General features: G+C 72.8%; 16 protein-coding genes and 1 pseudogene. 11 read left to right on the plus strand and 6 right to left on the minus strand.

Annotation, left to right across the window (positions count from 1 at the left end):
* Positions 1–49 precede the first annotated feature (49 nt).
* Positions 50–730 carry a SanA/YdcF family protein gene (locus DDJ31_RS12075; protein WP_240678234.1) on the plus strand — a complete coding sequence of 227 codons (681 nt, stop codon included), beginning with the start codon at positions 50–52 and terminating at the stop codon, positions 728–730.
* Between the two features lie 13 nt (positions 731–743).
* Here DDJ31_RS12075 and DDJ31_RS12080 read toward each other — a convergent pair whose 3' ends face one another.
* Complete coding sequence (locus DDJ31_RS12080) at positions 744–1,148, minus strand: gamma-glutamylcyclotransferase family protein (protein WP_127182839.1); 405 nt, start codon at positions 1,146–1,148, stop codon at positions 744–746.
* A gap of 396 nt (positions 1,149–1,544) precedes the next feature.
* On the opposite strand from DDJ31_RS12080, the gene DDJ31_RS12085 reads away from it, so the two are divergent.
* Positions 1,545–3,191, plus strand: coding sequence for a M4 family metallopeptidase (locus DDJ31_RS12085; RefSeq protein WP_127180266.1), 1,647 nt, complete (start codon positions 1,545–1,547; stop codon positions 3,189–3,191).
* Between the two features lie 102 nt (positions 3,192–3,293).
* On the opposite strand, the gene DDJ31_RS12090 is transcribed toward DDJ31_RS12085, so the two are convergent.
* Positions 3,294–3,875: an NADPH-dependent FMN reductase gene (locus DDJ31_RS12090; RefSeq protein ID WP_127180265.1), complete on the minus strand. Its 582-nt coding sequence runs from the start codon at positions 3,873–3,875 to the stop codon at positions 3,294–3,296.
* A gap of 290 nt (positions 3,876–4,165) precedes the next feature.
* Here DDJ31_RS12090 and DDJ31_RS12095 point away from each other — a divergent pair, with 290 nt between their 5' ends.
* The 4 genes from DDJ31_RS12095 (at position 4,166) to DDJ31_RS12110 (ending at position 6,571) form a co-directional block, all read left to right on the plus strand.
* A complete protein-coding gene (locus DDJ31_RS12095; protein ID WP_127180264.1) occupies positions 4,166–4,684 on the plus strand; it encodes a hypothetical protein in 519 nt (172 codons plus the stop codon).
* Between the two features lie 109 nt (positions 4,685–4,793).
* Positions 4,794–5,414, plus strand: a complete 621-nt coding sequence (locus DDJ31_RS12100) for a class F sortase (protein WP_171480814.1) — start codon at positions 4,794–4,796, stop codon at positions 5,412–5,414.
* Positions 5,415–5,650: 236 nt separating this feature from the next.
* A complete protein-coding gene (locus DDJ31_RS12105) occupies positions 5,651–5,824 on the plus strand; it encodes a hypothetical protein (RefSeq protein WP_164784986.1) in 174 nt (57 codons plus the stop codon).
* 474 nt (positions 5,825–6,298) lie between these two features.
* Positions 6,299–6,571: a hypothetical protein gene (locus tag DDJ31_RS12110; RefSeq protein WP_127180262.1), complete on the plus strand. Its 273-nt coding sequence runs from the start codon at positions 6,299–6,301 to the stop codon at positions 6,569–6,571.
* 13 nt (positions 6,572–6,584) lie between these two features.
* Here DDJ31_RS12110 and DDJ31_RS12115 read toward each other — a convergent pair whose 3' ends face one another.
* Together DDJ31_RS12115 and DDJ31_RS12120 are read right to left on the minus strand one after the other, a co-directional pair.
* Entirely contained in the window at positions 6,585–7,367 is a 783-nt protein-coding gene (locus DDJ31_RS12115) for a sulfite exporter TauE/SafE family protein (protein WP_127180261.1), read from the minus strand.
* A gap of 135 nt (positions 7,368–7,502) precedes the next feature.
* Complete coding sequence (locus DDJ31_RS12120) at positions 7,503–7,886, minus strand: hypothetical protein (RefSeq protein WP_164784797.1); 384 nt, start codon at positions 7,884–7,886, stop codon at positions 7,503–7,505.
* On the opposite strand from DDJ31_RS12120, the pseudogene DDJ31_RS12125 reads away from it, so the two are divergent.
* Positions 7,834–8,244 (plus strand): annotated as a pseudogene (locus tag DDJ31_RS12125) (SulP family inorganic anion transporter); the annotation flags it as partial. The gene DDJ31_RS12120 and the pseudogene DDJ31_RS12125 sit on opposite strands and share 53 nt — an antisense overlap.
* 190 nt (positions 8,245–8,434) lie before the next feature.
* Positions 8,435–9,145 carry a hypothetical protein gene (locus DDJ31_RS12130; RefSeq protein ID WP_127180260.1) on the plus strand — a complete coding sequence of 237 codons (711 nt, stop codon included), beginning with the start codon at positions 8,435–8,437 and terminating at the stop codon, positions 9,143–9,145.
* A gap of 265 nt (positions 9,146–9,410) precedes the next feature.
* On the opposite strand, the gene ppdK is transcribed toward DDJ31_RS12130, so the two are convergent.
* Together ppdK and DDJ31_RS12140 are read right to left on the minus strand one after the other, a co-directional pair.
* Positions 9,411–12,152 carry a pyruvate, phosphate dikinase gene (gene ppdK, locus DDJ31_RS12135; protein WP_127180259.1) on the minus strand — a complete coding sequence of 914 codons (2,742 nt, stop codon included), beginning with the start codon at positions 12,150–12,152 and terminating at the stop codon, positions 9,411–9,413.
* Between the two features lie 569 nt (positions 12,153–12,721).
* Positions 12,722–13,918 carry an ROK family transcriptional regulator gene (locus tag DDJ31_RS12140; protein ID WP_127180258.1) on the minus strand — a complete coding sequence of 399 codons (1,197 nt, stop codon included), beginning with the start codon at positions 13,916–13,918 and terminating at the stop codon, positions 12,722–12,724.
* 121 nt (positions 13,919–14,039) lie between these two features.
* On the opposite strand from DDJ31_RS12140, the gene DDJ31_RS12145 reads away from it, so the two are divergent.
* From DDJ31_RS12145 to DDJ31_RS12155, 3 genes are all read left to right on the plus strand, one after another.
* Positions 14,040–15,482: an MGH1-like glycoside hydrolase domain-containing protein gene (locus DDJ31_RS12145; RefSeq protein ID WP_240678233.1), complete on the plus strand. Its 1,443-nt coding sequence runs from the start codon at positions 14,040–14,042 to the stop codon at positions 15,480–15,482.
* Positions 15,479–17,416, plus strand: coding sequence for an amylo-alpha-1,6-glucosidase (locus DDJ31_RS12150; protein WP_127180256.1), 1,938 nt, complete (start codon positions 15,479–15,481; stop codon positions 17,414–17,416). Before DDJ31_RS12145 ends, DDJ31_RS12150 begins: the two co-directional genes overlap by 4 nt.
* A 313-nt stretch (positions 17,417–17,729) precedes the next feature.
* Positions 17,730–19,529 (plus strand): CDP-alcohol phosphatidyltransferase, encoded by a 1,800-nt coding sequence (locus DDJ31_RS12155; protein ID WP_431028225.1) that lies wholly within the window; start codon positions 17,730–17,732, stop codon positions 19,527–19,529.
* Positions 19,530–19,537 lie beyond the last annotated feature (8 nt).

A 19,537-nucleotide genomic window follows, 5' to 3' on the forward strand; every position in this document is an offset into this window, starting at 1 on the left:
CGGGGCCGTGGGGCCGCGAGGGCGGTCGGGACGGTGGCCGCGGAACGCGGTGTCGCGCGCGCCTCGGGTGCGGCTGCCGCGCACGCGGGCCGGGCAGCGGCGGCTGGTGCGGGTCGTGGTGGCGGGGTGCGTGGTGGCGCTGCTGCCGTCGACCTGGATGTACGTCGTCACCGCCGACCGGCTGCGGACCACGGCGGACGTCCCCCGCACCGAGGTCGCGATCGTCTTCGGCGCCGGACTGTGGAACGGGGAGCCGTCGCCGTATCTCGCCCACCGCCTGGACGCGGCGGCCGAGTTGTACCGGGCGGGCCGGATCAAGGTGGTGCTGGTCACCGGCGACAACAGCCGCGAGGACTACGACGAGCCGGACGCCATGCGCGCCTATCTGACCCGGCACGGCGTCCCTGACCGGCGCGTCGTCAGCGACTACGCGGGGTTCGACACCTGGGACAGCTGCGTGCGCGCGAAGAAGATCTTCGGTGTCGACCGGGCGGTCCTGATCAGCCAGGGCTTCCACATCCGGCGCGCGGTGGCCCTGTGCCAGGCGGCGGGTGTCACGTCGTACGGCGTCGGAGTGGCCGCGAAGCACGACGTGACCTGGTACTACGGCGGCACCCGGGAGATCTTCGCGGCGGGCAAGGCGGCACTGGACGCGGTGTTCAGACCTGACCCGCACTTCCTGGGGCGCGAGGAGCCGGGCGTACGGCGGGCGTTGGAGGAGGCGGGGTGAGCGGGCTCCGGGGTCAGGTGGTGCGCCAGTCACCGTTGTCGATCAACCGGCCGTGGGCGCGCAGGCGTTGGGCGACGGACGGGGCCGCGAGGTAGACCCAGGCGCGGACCGGACGGCCGTCGCTCTCCCGGACGATGTCGCGGGCGACGCGCTCGTAGAGGTTGCCCGGGTCGCCCGGCACGTACTCCTCCAACGCGTCGAGGGCGACCAGCAGGCCGTCGTACTCCTCGGGGCGCGCGGTCACCAACTCGCCGTGGACCAGGCCCTGTCGGTCCTCGACGGCGTACGGGTAGCCGGGCCCGCGGTAGAGGACGGCGCCGGCGAGGCGGCCCGGTTCCTCGGCGCGGGTGCGACCGCGCAGGAACAGGTCGTGGTTGCGCTCGCCGGGTCGCAGGGTGCCGTAGACGAAGAACGGCAGTCGCTCGGACGGGGAGTTGGGGGACTCGGCGCCGGGCGGGGAGGGCGAGTCCGGGGGCTCGGCGCCGGGTGAGGAAGTCGAGTTCGGGGGCTCGGTGCCGGGTGGGGAGGGCGAGTCCGGGGGCTCGGCGGCGGGTGAGGAAGTCGCGTGCGAAGGCTCGGCGCCGGATGGGGAAGGCGAGTTCGGGGTCTCGGCAGCGGGTGGGGAAGGCGAGTTCGGGGGCTCGGCGGCGGGTGGCTGAGGGGGATTCGGGGGCTTGGCGGGCGTCACGGGACGATTCTCTCCTCACCCGCGCCTCGCCCCACGCGCTATGGACATGACATGTCATGCCCCCTTAAATCTCAGGGAACATCCGCGCCACCCCCACGCCTTCCAGGCGCCTTCCCGAGGAGACAGATGAGTCGGACGACACGGCACCTCCGCGCTTCCCGTCTCGCCACGGCCGGCATCGCCGCCACCACCGCCACCCTGCTGGCGGTCGCACTCTCCCCCGCAGCCCACGCCGACCCGAGACCCACGAGGGCCGCCGCCGTCGAGAACGCGGCCTCGGCCCTCGTGGCGCACGCCGCGAGCCTGGGGCTCACCTCGGCCCAGGACACGAACGTCCGGGACGTGATCGTCGACAAGGACGGTACCCAGCACGTCCGTTACGACCGGACGTACCGTCAGCTTCCGGTACTCGGCGGCGACTTCGTCGTCCACCTGACACCCGGCGGCGACTACCGCGGTGCGGACCGCGCGACCCGGGCCGAGGTATCCGTGGCGTCGGTCACCCCCGCGGTGTCCGCACCCAGGGCGGCCGACCTGGCGGCCAACGCGCTGCGCGCGGCCAACCTCGGCGAGAGCCTCAAGAAGCTCAACGCCAAACCCCAGTTGGTGGTCGACGCGCTGCACGGCACCCCGAAGCTGGCCTGGCGCACCGACGCGGTCGCGCAGGACTCGCTGGGCAACCCGGTCGCCCGCACGGTGCTCACCGACGCCCGCACCGGCGCGCAGATCGACGCCTGGGACAGCATCGAGACGGCGGCGGGCGACGGGCAGTCGCTGTACGGCGGGACGGTGCCGCTGGAGACGACGGTGTCCGGCTCGACGTACCAGCTCAAGGACCCGACGCGCGGCAACACCTACACCGGTGACGCGGCGAACAAGACCGACCTGTGCATCTTCGGCATCTGCATCAGCCGGGCACCGTCCACGGTGTTCACCGACGCCGACAACCACTGGGGCACCGGGGCGACGGCGGACCGCGCCTCGGCGGCGGTGGACGCGCAGTACGGGACGGACAAGACGTGGGACTACTACAAGAACGTCCACGGCCGCAACGGCATCGCGGGCGACGGCAAGGGCTCGTACAACCGCGTCCACTACGGCAACAACTACAACAACGCGTTCTGGGACGACAGTTGCTTCTGCATGACGTACGGCGACGGTGACGGGACGACGTTCGGACCGCTGGTGGCGCTGGACGTGGCGGGCCACGAGATGACGCACGGCGTCACCTCCAAGACGGCCGCGCTGACGTACTCGGGCGAGTCGGGCGGCCTCAACGAGGCGACCTCGGACATCCTCGGCACGATGGTCGAGTGGTACGCGAACAACGCCTCCGACCAGGGCGACTACCTGATCGGCGAGAAGATCGTCAGGTCGGGCTTCGGCAAGGCGGCGCTGCGGTTCATGGACAAGCCGTCGAAGGACGGCAACTCGGCCGACTCCTGGAGCAGTTCGGTCGGCAACCTGGACGTCCACTACTCGTCGGGCGTCGCGAACCACTTCGCGTACCTGCTCGCCGAGGGCAGCGGCGCGAAGACCGTCAACGGCGTGTCCTACGACTCCCCGACCTCCAACGGCTCGACAGTGACGGGGATCGGCCGGGACAAGGTCGGCGCGATCTGGTACCGGGCGCTGACGGTCTACATGACGTCGTCGACGAACTACGCGGGCGCCCGCACCGCGACCCTCAACGCGGCGAAGGACCTGTACGGGACGGGCAGCGCGGAGTACAACGCGGTGGCGTCGGCGTGGAGCGCGGTGAACGTGAACTGAGTGCGCACGGCGGCCGTCCCCACGCCCACCCGGCGGGGACGGCCGCCGTGACCGGCGCGGGGCGCGCGACACCCTTGGCGCCGCACGAGGGACCGACACCCCCTACCCCGCGTAAGGCCGTCGTTCCTTCGCCTCCCTCAACGCCGTTCCCCACCAGACCAGTTGGTCCAGCATCGTCTTCGCCGCCGTGTCGGGGGCCGTCGGGTCGTTGAGGTGGCCGTCGGTGAAGGCGGCTCCCGCGTTGTGGAAGGAGACCGTGTCGCGGACGGTGACGGCGTGGAGTTCCGCGAAGACCTGGCGGAGGTGTTCCACCGCGCGCAGGCCGCCGGCCAGCCCGCCGTAGGAGACGAGTGCGACGGGTTTCGCGCGCCACTCGCCGAAGTGCCAGTCGATGAGGTTCTTCAGGCCGGCGGGGACCGAGTGGTTGTACTCGGGGGTGAGGACGACGAAGGCGTCGGCGGCGGCGAGTTTCGGGGTGACCGCGGCGAGCGCCGCCGCCGCCTCCGGGCCCGGTTCGAGGGTGGTGGGCAGGTGCACCTCGGCCACGTCCACGACCTCGACGGTCAGGTCGGCGCGCTCGCGCAGGTGGGTGAGGAGCCAGTCGGCGACCACCGGGCCGAAGCGGCCGTGCCGGTTGCTGCCGATGACGAGGGTGACGGCGAGAGACGTCTCTTCGGTCTGCATACGCCCAGCCTGTTACCTCAACCTCGATCGAGGTCAAGCCCGGTCCCGGCCGATCCTTCGCACCGGCGTCCGGTCACCCGTTCACACGTGCGGCGTGCGCCCTTCGGGTAGTTCTCGGCCGTCGCCCTCCATACCCCTCTGACCTGCGGAAAGGGGTGGGAAGTGCGAGTTTCGGGGCACTGTCTGACACCCATTCACCGCAATTCTGACGCCCCATCAGCAAGCGGGCTCGCGCCGTCGGCCTTTACCTCGGAAGGGCAGGAGACACCGAGACGCTCTAGGGAGCACCGATGCGACGCACCGCCCGTGTGCTGACCGGTACCGCGCTGGCCGTCGCAGCCGCCGGACTGGCCACCGCCCCCGCCTACGCGGCCGACGGCGGCAGCCTCGAGGTGTACCCGTCGTCCGCGATGCCGGGCGACCAGGTCACCGTCAACACGGCGGAGTGCGGCGACAAGGGGTCGGCCGACGGCGACGCGGGCGCGTTGGGCGCCGGGCGGTTCACGCTCGCCCCCAGCACGCACGAGGGTGACGCGATCGGACAGTTCCGGGTGCCGCCGAGCGCGCAGCCGGGCACCTACGAGATCGTCGCGAAGTGCGCCGACGGCAGCAGACGGATCTCCGGCGACCTGGTGGTGACCCTGACCGCGGCCCGCGGGCAGGAGCCCCGGGGAAGTGTGAAGACGGGGGTCGGCGGCGCACTGGGCCCCGACCCCGTTCAGACCGCGGCCGGCGTGGCGGCTCTCGCCGTCGCCGCCGCGGGCGGTACCTGGCTCCTGCATCGCCGGGCGAGAGGCGACGGGATCTGACGGACATCCTCCGCTGTCCGTCGGCCGGTACCGCATGTCCCTCCCCCTCCGGGCCCGACGCCCCTCGCGGCCCGGAGGGGGGCCGGGTCCACCTGGCAGGAGGTCTCGTGTGCGCAGGATCAGCAACGTCGCGATAGGCACCGTCACCGCCGTCGCACTCTGCACGGGTACGTGGCTGCTGAGCGGCGGCGCCGCGTCGCACGCCCCGCCGCAGCCGTCCGCGGCGCAGGCGGGGGGTGGCCAGGAGGGCGAAGGGCCGGGGGCGCCCGCGCTGTCGCCGTCCCCGCCGGACCGGATCGCCATTCCGTCGATCCGCGTCGACGCCCCCCTGATGGGCCTCCGCCTCACCTCGTCGGGCAGCCTCGACGTGCCGCCCGCCGCGAAGAAGAACCTGGCCGGCTGGTACGAGGCCGGCACCACCCCCGGTGAGCGCGGCACGGCCGTCGTCGCGGGCCATGTCGACAACTCCGAGGGGCCCGCCGTCTTCTACGACCTCGGCGCGGTGAAGAAGGGCGCGCTCATCGACGTCGAACGGCGCGACGGGAGCGTCGCCGTGTTCACGGTGGACGCCGTCGAGGTGTACCGGGCACGGGACTTCCCCGACGCGAAGGTCTACGGGGCGGCGCAACGGCCCGAGTTGAGGGTCATCACCTGCGGCGGCGGCTACACGCGCGGCACCGGGTACCAGGGCAACGTCGTCGTCTTCGCGCATCTGACCGGCAGCCGTTAGGGCGGCCCGGCGGCGGCCGGCGCGCCACTCGTTCTGCTGAGACACGTCACTCGTTCCGGTGAGGACGGTTCGGCGTCCCCGCTGGTCAGCACCGTCGCGGGCCCTTCGGGCGCCGGGCGCGGGGTGTCGCGTCGTCGACAGACGGTGCGACGCGTCGTGCGGGACGTCTCGGGCAGGCTGCTGGCCCTGCCCGACCTGGACGGGGGCGGCTGCCTTCTCGGGGGGACGACGGCGGGGTGGGCGCGGACGGCGGGCGAGGCACGGACGGCGGGGCGGGCGTGGACGGCGGGGCGGGCGTGGACGGCGGGGCGGGCGTGGCTGGGTCGGGCGCCGCGTACCACGTGGTCGCGACCGGTAGCCGGGGCGTGCTGGTCGGCGATCACGCCGTGCAGCACAACACCTTCAACTGACCTGTGGACGGGTCCGGTTCGAGGCGGCGACCGTCCAGGTGGTACTGGATCTTCGCGTACCGATGTGTGATCTCGGCCGGGGACGACAGCACCCAGAACAACGCCTTCACGATGAAGGCGCGGGCTCGGAGGAAAGCGGCGGAGGAATCGGAAGTCAGGGGGCGGGTGCTGTGGCGGGTCGCCGTTCTGGCGGTGCTCCCGTGGGCCCTCGTCGGCGGCCCCGGCACCGTCGTGGAGTCCGCGCCGCCCCCCGGCCCCGCCCCGTCGGCCCCGACGTCCGCGTCCCCTCCCGCGGTGCAGTCCTCCCCTGGCACCTCGGCGAGCCCGTCGGCCACAGGCAGCCCCGGCGCCGGTCCCTCGACGGCTCCCCCACCCCGCGTCCCGTCACCGGCTCCAACTCCCCAGCGGACAGTGGACGTTAGGCCGCCTGCCAGCGCGGGGCCGTCGCCCTCGTCGCGTCCGGCCGCCGCCACCGTGTCCGAGCCGCGGCCGTCCCGCACGCGTGACTGCCGGTCCCAGCGGGAGTACCGGGTCACCGGGAGGGGTCAGATCTGGGACGTCGACGGCCAACAGGTCGGCGAGGTCGCCTCGGGCACGCTGTTCTTCCGGCAGGACGTGGCCGACTACCCCAGGCCGGTCCACGACCGCTTCTACGGCACGGTCGACGAGGTGATCTCCGGGAGCCCGACCGGCTATGTCCTGCGGAAGAAGCTCGAATACGTGGCGACGGTCGAGGTCTGTGCGTAAGGAAGGTCTGTGACTAGGCCCACCACTGCTCGTACGCCAGGTTCGTCACCAGCGCGAACACCACCGTCAGCAGCACGATCCGGACGAAGCCGCTGCCCTGTTTGAGCGCGGTGCGGGCGCCGAGGGTGCCGCCCGCCAGGTTGAACACGGCCATCACACAGGCCAGTTGCCACAGCACGGTGCCCTGCAAGGCGAAGGTGGCGAGAGCGCCCGCGTTGGTGCAGCAGTTGACGATCTTCGCGGTCGCGGACGCGGCGACCAGGTCCAGGTGGAGCACCGCGGTCAGCGCCAGCACCAGGAACGTCCCGGTGCCGGGGCCGACGAGACCGTCGTAGAACCCGATGCCGATGCCCGCGAGGCCGATCGCGGCGAGGATACGGCGGGGGCCCGCCGGGCCGGTGGCGGGGGCGGTGCCGAAGGACGGGCGCAGGATCACGAACGCGGCGACGGCGAGCAGCACCACCATGATGACCGGCTTGAGGACCTCCGTGCTCATGCCGGCCGCGAAGAACGCACCGGCCGACGACCCCGCGAGGGCGGCCAGGCCGATACGGACGGCGGTGCGGACGTCCACCGGGGCGCGGCGCGCGTAGGTCACGGCGGCCGCCGAGGTGCCGACGATCGCGACGGCCTTGTTGGTGCCCAGCGCGTAGGCGGCGGGCGTCCCGGCGGGGAGCCCGAGCAGCAGGGCGGGCAGGAGCAGCAGTCCGCCACCGCCCACGACCGCGTCGATCCACCCGGCGGCGAGGGCGGCGACGCAGAGCAGGGCGAGGGCGGTCATGGATATGTCGGGCATGATCGCGACCCTATCGGGGGTGGGGGCGCGCTTCGTTCCTGGTCCGGGGCCTGCGGTTCGGGCCCCCGTCTAGTCGTCGCGCCATCCCGCCGTCGCCCCGTCCCTTCCGTCGTCCCCTCCCTTACGTCGTCTCGCTCAGCGCTCCTGGAGCAGGGGTTCGGGTCGGCCGCCGGCGAGAGGCCGGTCACCGGTGATCCGGTCGTCGGTGGGGGGCCTGTCGTCGGTCGGGGTCCGGGCGGCCTTGGCTGTCCGGTTCGCGGGGCGGCGCGGGCGGCGGCGGGTGCCGGGGGCGGCCGGTGCGCTCGCACCATCGCGGCCCGGTGGCCGTGGCGCGTCAGCGGCCGGTGGCCATGGCGCGGTCACCGCCGACGTCATCTCCACGCGCGTCGACGGGAGTTGGACGATCGCGTCGAGGCCGCCGAGCGGTGACGTGCCGAGCCTGGCCTCGCCGCCGCTCGCGTGGGCGCGGTTCTTCCAGGCGATCTCGCTGCGGTGGTGAAGGGGGATGCTGGCGGGCATCGGGCTGCCGCTGATGTTCAGCCAGGCGTACCCGGCGGCCGACGGCGAAGGCTCCCGGCACCCCGCTGGAGAACATCGCGGGCGTCCCCGGGCTGGTCGCGGACACCTTCGCCGACCCGCAGGCGATGGTCGCCGTCGGCGTCGGGATGGCCGTCGCCGAGTCGCTGTTCACGGCGGCCGCGGTGGACCGGATGCACGACGGGCCGCGCACCCGCTACAACCCCGAACTCGTCGCGCAGGGCGCCGGGAACACCCTGGCGGGGCTGCTCGGGGCGCTGCCCGTCACGGCGGTGGTGGCGCGCAGTTCGGCGAATGTGCAGGGGGCGCGGAGACACGGCTCTCGCGCGTCCTGCACGGCTCGCAGCGGGGGTGGCGCCTCCGCTCGGGGTGCACGAGCAGCATGCTGAGCCGGGGGCTCCGGGGCTGCCGCCGTCGCAGGTCACTCGCAACAGAGCGCTGCCGCGGGTCCCGCCGGCAGTTCCGTGGGTCAGGACAGGCCGGTCTACGCTGCGTTGCGTGCAGGACTGACCTAGCGGAGGTACGGGCTCGTGACTGATCAGGCGTACGAGAGCGCCTACCTCACCTGGCGGTCGTCCCTGGCGACGCTGTTGGCGGATGCCGCGCAGCTGGAGCGCTGGCAGGAACGCCGATACCGGTTCGCCCATCGGGTGGGGGCCCTGCTGACCGAGGCACACGGCGAGAGCCCTGCCGTCACGGGACCAGTGCTGTACGGGGTGTTCGCCACCGGAGCAGGGCTCTGCTACGTGGGACAGACACAGGAGGCCGAGCGCCGGCTGCGGGATCTCCCGGTGGGCGAGAGCCATCACCTCGCCAATACGGTGCCGCCCGAACTCTGGGAGAAGGTGGTGGTGATCCGTTGGCCGCTGCTGCTCTCAGGGGTGTCGGGGGCCGAGCAGTCCCTGGTCGAGGAGATGGGGTCCGTCGTCTGCGGACTCGCTCTGGAGCACGCGTTGCAGGTGGTGACGAACCCGCCGTTGAACAGTCGCCGTCGGCGGACCTCCGGGGACTGGCGGCCTCGCAACCTCACGCAGAGCCGTTCCCGCGGTGCACTTCATGCGCAGCGGATACCGGAGCTCAGCCGGCTCGTCCACGCTTCCTGGACCGCGCTCTCCCAGGCAACAGCCGCGGGACACCCGACGGTGATCGCAGGCGACGCCGGGCGGGTGGTGTTCCCGTCGGCGTTGCACGAGCCGCCTGGCGCACCCGGTGACCTCCCGCAGGGCGACGGGGACGGCTGACGTCGGACCGGACCGTCGTCGTGGTCGTACCCGTCCGGTGCGCGGCCCGGAGCCATGCCGTGGAGTCAGGTGTCCGGTCCGGTCGGCAGCACTGCACGGCAGCCTCCCGGACTACGCCCGAAAGGGCGGCACCCCCGCACAAGGGTGCCGCCCCTCCCCCGGTGGGCCGGGGCCGTCGGCGGTCGGTCTGAGGGTCGGGGACCGGCGGCGGCTCCCGGGTTCGCGAGGGGTGGACCGGTCGCGGCCGGCTTCCCCTCGCCCCGGCTCAGCGGTGGTCGCTGCCCCGGGACTGGGTCGCCGCGCGGCCCGCCTCCAGGCGGGCCACCGGGATGCGGAACGGTGAGCAGGAGACGTAGTCGAGGCCCACCTCGTGGAAGAAGTGCACGGACTCCGGGTCGCCGCCGTGCTCGCCGCAGACGCCGAGTTTGAGGTCGGGGCGGACCGCGCGGCCGGCCTCGGCGGCCAGTTTGACCAGGGAGCCCACGCCGTCCCGGTCGATCGTCTCGAAGGGGCTGACGCCGAAGATGCCCTTCTCCAGGTAGGCGGTGAAGAAGCTGGCCTCGACGTCGTCGCGGCTGAAGCCCCAGACCGTCTGGGTGAGGTCGTTGGTGCCGAACGAGAAGAACTCCGCCGCCTCCGCGATCTGTCCGGCGGTGAGCGCGGCGCGCGGCAGCTCGATCATCGTGCCGATCGCGAGCTTCAGTTCGGTGCCGGTGGCCTCCTGGACCTCGGCGATGACCTGGTCGGCCTCCTCGCGGACGATCTCCAGCTCCTGGACGGTGCCCACCAGCGGGATCATGATCTCGGCGCGCGGGTCGCCCTTCGCGGCCCGGCGTTCGGCGGCCGCCTCGGCGATGGCCCGCACCTGCATGGTGAACAGGCCCGGGATGACGAGTCCGAGGCGCACCCCGCGCAGACCGAGCATCGGGTTCTGCTCGTGCAGCCGGTGGACGGCCTGGAGCAGGCGCAGGTCGTTCTCGTGCGACTCCTGGCGGGACTCGGCGAGGGCGACGCGGACGGAGAGTTCCGTGATGTCGGGCAGGAACTCGTGCAGCGGCGGGTCGAGGAGGCGGACGGTGACGGGAAGGCCGTCCATCGCCTCGAACAGTTCGACGAAGTCTTTCCGCTGGAGCGGGAGCAGCGCCTTGAGGGACTCCTCGCGTTCGGTGTCCGTGTCGGCCAGGATCAGCCGTTCGACCAGTTCGCGGCGGTCGCCGAGGAACATGTGCTCGGTGCGGCACAGGCCGATGCCCTGGGCGCCGAAGCGGCGGGCGCGCAGCGCGTCCTCGGCGTTGTCGGCGTTGGCGCGCACCCGGAGCCTGCGCTTGCGGTCGGCGAACGCCATGATGCGGTGGACGGCCTCGACGAGTTCGTCGGCGTCGTCGGCCCCGGCGTGCATCCGGCCCTCGAAGTACTCGACGACGGGCGACGGCACGACCGGCGTCTCCCCGAGGTACACCTTGCCGCTGGAGCCGTCGATGGAGAGCAGGTCGCCCTCCTCGACGACCTGGCCGCCGGGTACGACCATCCGGCGCCGCTTGGTGTCGACCTCCAGCTCCTCCGCGCCGCACACACAGGTCTTGCCCATGCCGCGGGCGACGACGGCCGCGTGCGAGGTCTTGCCGCCCCGGCTGGTCAGGATGCCCTCGGCGGCGATCATGCCGTCGAGGTCGTCGGGGTTGGTCTCGCGGCGGACCAGGATGACCTTCTCGCCCGAGCGGGACCACTTGACGGCGGTGTAGGAGTCGAAGACGGCCTTGCCGACGGCCGCGCCGGGCGAGGCGGCGATGCCCCGGCCGACCGGGCGGATCTTGGCGTGCTCGTCGAAGCGCGGGAACATCAGCTGGGCCAGCTGGGCGCCGGTGACGCGCTGGAGCGCCTCGGTCTCGTCGATCAGGCCCTGGTCGACGAGTTGGGTGGCGATGCGGAAGGCGGCGCCCGCGGTGCGCTTGCCGACCCGGGTCTGGAGCATCCACAGCCGGCCGCGTTCGATGGTGAACTCGATGTCGCAGAGGTCCTTGTAGTGGTTCTCCAGCGTCTCCATGATCTGGGTGAGCTGGTCGTAGGACCGCTTGTCGATGCGTTCGAGTTCGGCGAGCGGCACGGTGTTGCGGATGCCCGCGACGACGTCCTCGCCCTGCGCGTTCTGGAGGTAGTCGCCGTAGACGCCCTGGTGGCCCGAGGCGGGGTCGCGGGTGAAGGCGACGCCGGTGCCGGAGTCGGGGCCGAGGTTGCCGAAGACCATCGAGCAGACGTTGACGGCGGTGCCGAGGTCGTGCGGGATGCGTTCCTGGCGGCGGTAGAGCTTGGCGCGGTCGGTGTTCCAGGAGTCGAAGACCGCGTGGATGGCGAGGTCCATCTGCTCGCGTGGGTCCTGCGGGAAGTCGCGGCCCGCCTCCTTCTTGACGATCTTCTTGAAGGCGGTGACGAGCTTCTTGAGGTCGTCGGCGGCCAGCTCGGTGTCGACGGTGACCTTCTTGGCGTCCTTGGCCTTGTCGAGCGCGTCCTCGAAGAGTTCGCCGTCGACGCCGAGGACGGTCTTGCCGAACATCTGGATGAGCCGGCGGTAGGAGTCCCAGGCGAACCGGTCGTCGCCCGCCTGCTGGGCGAGGCCCCATACGGAGGCGTCGGAGAGCCCGATGTTGAGGACGGTGTCCATCATGCCGGGCATGGAGAACTTCGCCCCGGAGCGCACGGACACCAGGAGCGGGTCGTCGGCCTGGCCGAGCCGCTTGCCCATCCGGGCCTCCAGCGCGTCGAGGTGCGCACTCACCTCGTCACGCAGTGCCGCCGGCTCGTCGCCGCTGTCGAGGTAGACCTTGCAGGCGTCGGTGGTGATCGTGAAGCCCGGCGGGACGGGGAGGCCCAGGTTGGTCATCTCCGCGAGGTTGGCGCCCTTGCCGCCCAGGAGGTCCTTGAGGTCCTTGTTGCCCTCGGTGAAGTCGTAGACGAACTTCGTTCCCTGGGGCGTTGCGGGATCCGCCTGGGGTTCTTTGTTTTCCGACACGGTCTCGACTCCTCGGGACGCGGTGGCTGCCCTGACGGCCAGGAACATACCCAGATCGAAGGCGCCTGGGTACGTCCACTTGTGTGTCATGCGCCCGTAACCGACGCTCCGCCAGCGGATCGAAAGTCACGGCACGGCGTGGAGTCAGGGACAGCTGTCTTCACTTCTTGAATGCGCGATCCGGCATGGACCGCGCTCGGCGCTCAGATGAGCATTTACCATGCACGTTTGATTTCGATCGATGAACGATCACAGGGTGGCACCGAGTGCCACCCCTTGGAGAAGTGCAGCCGCTCGTGGACCGCTCATCGACCGCTCATCCGAGCGCAACCCTTATCAAAGGTGGCGAGAATCACGCTGTCACAGCTCGCCAGGTTTCACCATGCGGACGCGTGCCCCGCGGCGGAAACAGCGCCGTCACACGGGGGGGGAGGAGGGCGCGGGCGCGGTCTCCGTCACCCGGGGGCGGGGGGCGCGGGCACGGTCTCCGTCGCACAGGGGCCGAGGGCGCGGGCGCGTCGTCGCCGGGTCCCGCCCACCCCGTGCTTACCCCGGCCGCCGCCCCGGCGTCACACCCCGAGGGCCAGCAGTCGGGCCTCCGCGCGCTCCGGTGCGTACAGGTACTCCACGACCTGCGCCCCCGCCCCCACCAGGGCGGCCCGCTCGCCCAGCCGCGCGGTGACGACGTCGAGGTGGGCCGTGGAGCGCGGCAGCGCCCGCTGGTAGAGCAGTTCGCGGACGCCGGTCAGGAAGGGCGTTCCGGCCAGATCCCCGGCGATCATCAGGACCCCCGGGTTCAGCAGCGTGACGACGGTGGCCAGGACGTCCCCGACCAGCCGTCCGGCCTCGCGGGCCAGCGCGACCGCCTCCGGGTGCCCGGCCGCGAGCAGCTCCCGCACGTCCGAGCCCGAATCGGCCGGCACCCCCGCCTCGGTCAGCCGCCTGGCCACCGCGCCGCCGCTCGCGACGGCCGCGAGGCAGCCGTGCGAGCCGCACCGGCACAGCGCGTCGGCGCCCACCCTGATGTGCCCGATGTCCCCGGCGCCGCCGTCGATGCCCCGGTAGACGGAGCCGTCGACCACCACGCCCGCGCCGATCCCGGTGGAGACCTTGACCAGCACGAAGGCCGAGCAGTCGGGGTGTCCCGCGCGCTGTTCGCCGTAGGCCATCAGATTGGCGTCGTTGTCGACCAGGACGGGGACCGCGGGGGCCCCGGCCCGTTCGGTGAAGGCCCTGGCCAGCCGGCCTCTTATGTCGTAGCCGTCCCAGCCGGGCATCATCGGCGGCTGCACCACCCGGCCGGTCTCGCTGTCGACGGGCCCCGGCACGGCGAGCCCGATGCCGCAGACCGCGCGCGCGGGTCTGCCGGTCGCCGCGAGCAGCTCGGCGAACCAGCCGCCGAGCGCGGCGAGCACCGTCTCCGGGCCGTCCTCGACGGACAGCTCGCCCGAGCGCTCCGCGAGGATCTCGCCGCCCAGCGAGAGCAGCGCGGCGCGGGCGTGCCGGGTGTCGAGGTCGGCGGCGAGGACGACGGCGTGCGCGTCGTCGAACTCCAGGGTGATGGAGGGGCGACCGCCCAGCGGGGAGCCGACCGGGCCGCCCGCGCCCTCGCGCAGCCAGCCGGCGCGGAAGAGCCGGTCGAGACGCTGCCCGACGGTGGCCCTGGAGAGACCGGTGGCCTGCTGGAGGGCGCCGCGTGTGGTGGCTCGCCCGCTTCGCACCAGTTCGAGCAGGTCCCCGGCGCTGGTCTGTCCCCGACCCGTCATGCGCACCCCCTTGTGTTTCTCAACCCTGCATTACATATTGAGTTTTGCGTGTTAAATAGACGTAACCCTACGGTAGCCAAGACCGAACCCGGTCGGCAGGATGTCTTTCGGGGAGCCCCGAGTGGATCGCACCGCACTCTTCACCACCCGTTCCGCGGAACGCGCCCTTGTATACGATCCGCCTCCGACGGACCCGTTGCACGTCGGAGCGGTCCGGGTGCTCGAGGCGAACTGGACCGGCACCTCCACGGTCCCCTCCCGGGGCCTGTATCCGCACCAGTGGTCATGGGACTCCGCGTTCATCGCGATCGGGCTGCGGCACCTGTCGCCGTTACGGGCCCAGACGGAGCTGGAGACGCTCCTCGCCGCCCAGTGGGATGACGGAAGGATTCCGCACATCGTCTTCAACCCCTCCGTCCCGCTCGACGCCTACTTCCCGAGCCCCGACTTCTGGCGCTCCTCGACGGCGGGGCGCGCGGCGGGCGCCCCGCGCACCGTACAGACCTCCGGCATCGTGCAGCCACCGGTGCACGCGCTCGCCGTGTGGCTGGTGCACCGCGCCGACCCCGGCCTCTCCCACGCGCGCGGCTTCCTCGCCCGCATGTACCCGCGGCTGGCCGCCTGGCACCGCTATCTGCTGCACCGGCGCGACCTCGGCGGCGCCGGCCTCGCCTCCGTCGTCCACCCCTGGGAGCAGGGCATGGACAACAGCCCCTGCTGGGACGCCCCGCTGACCCGCGTCACCCCCGCGCCCGCCCGCTCCTTCCGCCGCGCCGACCTCGACCACGGCGCCGCCGAGGACCGCCCGACGGATCTGGACTACGGACGGTACGTGCGGCTCGCCGCCGACTACCGGGACGCCGAATACCGGGACGGCGGCGGCGAGTTCGCCGTCGAGGACCCGGCGTTCAACGCGCTGCTGATCGCCTCCGAGCACGCGCTCGCCGCGATCGCCCACGAGTTGGGCGCGACCGGCACCGCCCGGCACGCGCGCGCCGAGCGGCTCACCCGGGTGCTGCGGGAGCGGCTGTGGGACCAGGCGGCGGGCGTCTTCCGCTGCCGGGACGTGCGCGGCGGCGGGCTCATCCCCGAGCGCAGCGTGTCCGGCCTGATGCCGCTGCTGCTGCCAGGGCTGCCGCGGGAGACGGTCGCCGCCCTCGTCAACACCGCGTACGGGCCGCACTTCGGGCTGGGTTCCGGCACCCGGCTGCCGCCCAGCTACGACCTGCTGGGCGAGGCGTTCGACCCGCACAGGTACTGGCGGGGCCCCGCCTGGTTCAACACCGCCTGGCTGCTGGAGCGCGGTCTTCGCACCCACGGCGAACTGGCCCGCGCGGACGCGCTGCGGGAAGCGTTCCTGGACGTCGCGGGGACGTCCGGGTACGCCGAGTACGTCGATCCGTTCACCGGCGAGGCGTGCGGCGCGACCGGCTTCGGCTGGACGGCCGCGCTCACGCTCGATCTGCTCCACACCCGCCCGGACGACGGCGTGTCCCGGACGGCGGGCCAGCACACCTTCGAGACGACGAGTGGCCAGGGCAATGAGGGAGGGGACGGGGAATGACGGACCGGCATCATCTGCTCGTGCACGGCGGGACGTTCGCGTGTGTGGGTGACGGCGGGGACATCAGCGGCGTCAGGGGATCGGGTTCCCCCGACGGGCTGTTCGTGCGCGACGCCCGGCATCTGAGCCGTTGGCAGCTGACCGCCGACGGCGCGGTCCCGGAGTCGCTCACACCGGTCGCGGACGGGGACACGGCACGCTGCGTCCTCGTGCCGCGCGGCGGCAGGCAGGAGCCGCCCGCCTACACGATCTTCCGCGAACAGGCCGTCGGGGAGAGCGCGTTCGTCGAGTCGCTGCGGCTGACCAGCAACCGTCCGGTACCCACCACGGTCCGGATCGCGGTGACCGCGGACGCCGACTTCACCGACCAGTTCGAGCTGCGCTCGGACCACCGCACCTACACCAAGGCCGGCGCCCACCGCTCCCGCCAAGTCCGCGACGACGGCGTGGAGTTCCACTACCGGCGCGGCGACTGGACGTCCCGCACCACGGTGACGGCCGAGCCCGCGCCCGACGGCGTCGAGGAGACCGGCACCGGCGCCAGGCGGCTGGTCTGGAGCCTCGACCTCGCGCCGCACGGCACCGCGGAGCTGGCGCTGCGGGTCGCGGCCCGCCCGCACGGCGTGGACCGGGAACCCCCCGTACCCGCGTCCCCCACCGCGGCCGGCGATCAACTGCACGCGCTGGAAGGCGAGTTCGTGGAGGGCGTGGCCTTCCCGACCGGCTGGCCCGAGCTGGCCGCGGCCTGCGCGCGCGGCCTCGCCGACCTCGCCGCGCTCCAGGTCCCCGCGAAGGGCCCGGACGGTGAGGAGCTGCGGGTACCTGCGGGCGGCGCCCCCTGGTTCCTGGCGCTGCTCGGCCGGGACGCCCTGCTCACCTCGCTCTTCGCGCTCCCCTACCGGCCGAGCCTCGCGGCGGCCACCCTGCCCGCGCTGGCCGCGGCGCAGGCCACCGAGACCGGCCGGGACGCGGTGGCGCAGCCCGGCAAGATCGTGCACGAGGTGCGCCACGGCGAGCTGGCGCACTTCGGGCAGGTGCCGTACGGGCGTTACTACGGTTCGGTGGACGCGACCCCGCTGTTCCTTGTGCTGCTCGGCGCGTATGTCGAGCGGACCGGTGACACGGCCATGGCCCGGCGCCTCGAACCGCACGCCCGCGCGGCGATCGGCTGGATGCTGGACCACGGCGGCCTCACCTCGTGCGGCTACCTCGTCTACCGCGCCGACCAGGGCGGCCTCGCCAACCAGAACTGGAAGGACTCCCCCGGCGCGATCTGTTCCGCCGACGGCAGCAGGACCCACGGTCCGGTCCTCGCGGCGGGCGCGCAGGGGTACGCGTACGACGCGCTGCGCCGCACCGCCCAGTTGGCGCGCGCGGTGTGGGGCGACGAGGTGTACGCGGCGCTCCTTGAGCAGGCAGCGGGCGACCTGCGGGACCGGTTCCAGCGGGACTTCTGGATGCGGGACCGGGAGTTCCCCGCGCTCGCGCTGGACGGCGAAGGCCGCCAGGTCGACGCGCTGGCCTCGGACGCCGGGCATCTGCTCTGGTCGGGGCTGCTGGACAAGGAGTACGGGGAGGCGGTCGGACGGCGGCTGCTGGAACCGGACTTCTTCTCCGGCTGGGGCGTGCGCACGCTGGCGGCGGGGCAGCCCGCGTACCACCCGCTGTCGTACCACCGGGGTTCGGTGTGGCCGCACGACAACGCGCTGATCGCGCTGGGCCTCTCCCGCTACGGGCTGCACGACGAGGCCCGCACGGTGGCGAACGCGCTGATCGACGCGGCGATGACGACGGGGCACCGGCTGCCGGAGGTGCTGGCGGGCTACGACCGCGCCACCTGCCCCGAGCCGGTCCCCTACCCGCACGCCTGCGCCCGGGAGTCCCGTTCGGCGGCGGCCCCGCTGGCACTGCTGACGGCGGTCGGAGGCGTCTGACGCGTCTGAGGTGTCTGACGCGCCGGGTGCCGGGCGGCCCTGACGGAGGCGTCAGGGGGCCGGGGTACGAGGTCCGGGCGGCCTGCACGGAGGCGTCTGAGGTGCCGGGAGTCGGACGGCCCGGACGGTCGCGGGCGGCCCGCCCGGCACCCGAAAAGCCGTGCCGCGTAGGGGAGTTCGGGGCGTTGACCGGGCGTTTGCCCGGTGTTTGCCCGGTCTGTGTGAACGGCGGTTGTGGAGGCGACGTACGAGAGGGCGGCGGGCCCGGCCCGCCGTCCGTCCCGTCCCGGGCCTCGCACGGAAGGACCTTCGGGTGCCTGTCTTCACGCGCCTTCGTCAGCAGCAGGACCCCGCCGACACTACCGACCCCGCCGGCACCGTCGGCGCTCCCATGGCCGACCCGTCGCCCGGGACGGCGCCGGAGCCGGCCGCCGGGCGCGGCCCCCTGGCCTGGCTGAACCGCCGGCGGCAGGCGCACCCCGGTGCCGTGCGGGCGCTGCGGTGGACGCTCACCGCGCTCGCCGCCGTCCTCGTCCTCACGGCGCTGCTGCTGCCGAACCGGGCGGGCGCGATCCGGCCGGACCGGTTCACCCGGCTGCCGATGGAGGCGATCCTCGGGGCCGCGCTGGTGATGGTGCTGCCGCGCAGGCCGCGGCTGGTGGTCGCGGCGGTCGCCGGGACGGCGCTGGGCGCGATGACGGTCCTGAACCTGCTGGACATCGGCTTCACGGAGTACCTGGGTCGGCCGTTCAACCTGGTGCTCGACTGGGGCCTGCTGCCGGACGCGCGGGCGTACGTCGAGGACGCGATGGGCCGGGCGGCGGCGGTCGGCGCGACGGTCGGCCTGGTGGCGCTGATCCTGCTGCTGCTGACGGTGATGGCGCTGGCGACGGTCCGTCTCGCGCACCTCCTCGCCGACCACCGGCGCGCGGCCACCCGGGGCACGCTGATCGCGGCCGTCGCCTGGGTGCTCTGCTCGGCGCTGGGCCTTCAGATCTCCGGTGTGCCGGTCGCCGCCGACCGGACCGCGTCCGCGCTGGCGATCCAGGCCCGCCGGGTGCAGGACACGCTGCGCGACGAGGCGGACTTCAGGAAGGTCGCGGAGGTCGACGCGTTCGGGAACACCCCGGGCAGCCAGCTCGTGCCCGACCTGCGCGGCAAGGACATGATCTTCACCTTCATCGAGAGCTACGGGCGCAGCGCGATCGAGGACCCGATCATGGCGCCCGGCGTGGACCGCACGCTGGCCGCCCGCACGGAGGCGCTCGCGAAGTCCGGCTTCCACGCCAGGAGCGGCTGGCTGACCTCGGCGACGTACGGCGGCAGCAGTTGGCTCGGGCACTCGACGACCCTGTCGGGCCTGTGGATCGACAACCAGCAGCGCTACCGCACGGTGATGGCGAGCGACCGGATGAGCCTGACGGAGGCGTTCCGCAGGACCGGCGACTGGGACACCGTCGGGGTGATGCCCGGGGTGCAGAAGGCGTGGCCCGAACAGAGGTTCTACGGTCTCGACACGGTCCGCAACGCCTTCCAACTTGGCTATCAGGGGCCGAAGTTCAGCTGGTCGACGATGCCGGACCAGTACGCCCTGGAGGCGTTCCAGCGTCTGGAGCACGGCAGGAAGCGGGCGAAGCCGCTGATGTCGGAGGTGATCCTGACCTCCAGCCACCAGCCGTGGGCGCCGATCCCGAAGATGGTCGACTGGGACGAGATCGGCGACGGCTCGGTCTTCAAGGGCATCGAGAAGGCCGGCCACAGGGCCTCGGACATCATCACCAGTGAGCCCAAGTCCCGTGCGGAGTACGGCAAGTCGATCCAGTACTCGGTGACGGCACTGACCGAGTGGCTCCAGCGGTACGGCACCGACGACACCGTTCTCGTCTTCCTCGGCGACCACCAGCCGATCGCCCGGGTCAGCGGCGAGAACGCGAGCCGGGACGTCCCGGTGTCGATCGTCGCGAAGGACCCGAAGGTCCTGGACAAGGTGGCGAGTTGGGGCTGGAGCGAGGGACTGCGCCCGGCACACGACGCCCCGGTGTGGAAGATGAGCGCGTTCCGCGACCGCTTCCTGACGGCGTACGGGTCGACCCCGCACCCCAAGAGGAACTGAACGGGGCG

Origin of the sequence: Streptomyces griseoviridis, from assembly GCF_005222485.1 — a bacterium.
Taxonomy (GTDB): Bacteria; Actinomycetota; Actinomycetes; order Streptomycetales; family Streptomycetaceae; genus Streptomyces; species Streptomyces hintoniae.

Bases quoted from the DNA above. Each gene is read 5' to 3' on its own strand.
- DDJ31_RS12140 (WP_127180258.1), bottom strand. From the start codon at position 13,918: ATGACGGGTCGGGGACAGACCAGCGCCGGGGACCTGCTCGAACTGGTG.
- DDJ31_RS12120 (WP_164784797.1), bottom strand. From the start codon at position 7,886: ATGCCCGCCAGCATCCCCCTTCACCACCGCAGCGAGATCGCCTGGAAG.
- DDJ31_RS12095 (WP_127180264.1), top strand. From the start codon at position 4,166: ATGCGACGCACCGCCCGTGTGCTGACCGGTACCGCGCTGGCCGTCGCA.
- DDJ31_RS12150 (WP_127180256.1), top strand. From the start codon at position 15,479: ATGACGGACCGGCATCATCTGCTCGTGCACGGCGGGACGTTCGCGTGT.
- DDJ31_RS12085 (WP_127180266.1), top strand. From the start codon at position 1,545: ATGAGTCGGACGACACGGCACCTCCGCGCTTCCCGTCTCGCCACGGCC.
- DDJ31_RS12115 (WP_127180261.1), bottom strand. From the start codon at position 7,367: ATGCCCGACATATCCATGACCGCCCTCGCCCTGCTCTGCGTCGCCGCC.
- DDJ31_RS12090 (WP_127180265.1), bottom strand. From the start codon at position 3,875: ATGCAGACCGAAGAGACGTCTCTCGCCGTCACCCTCGTCATCGGCAGC.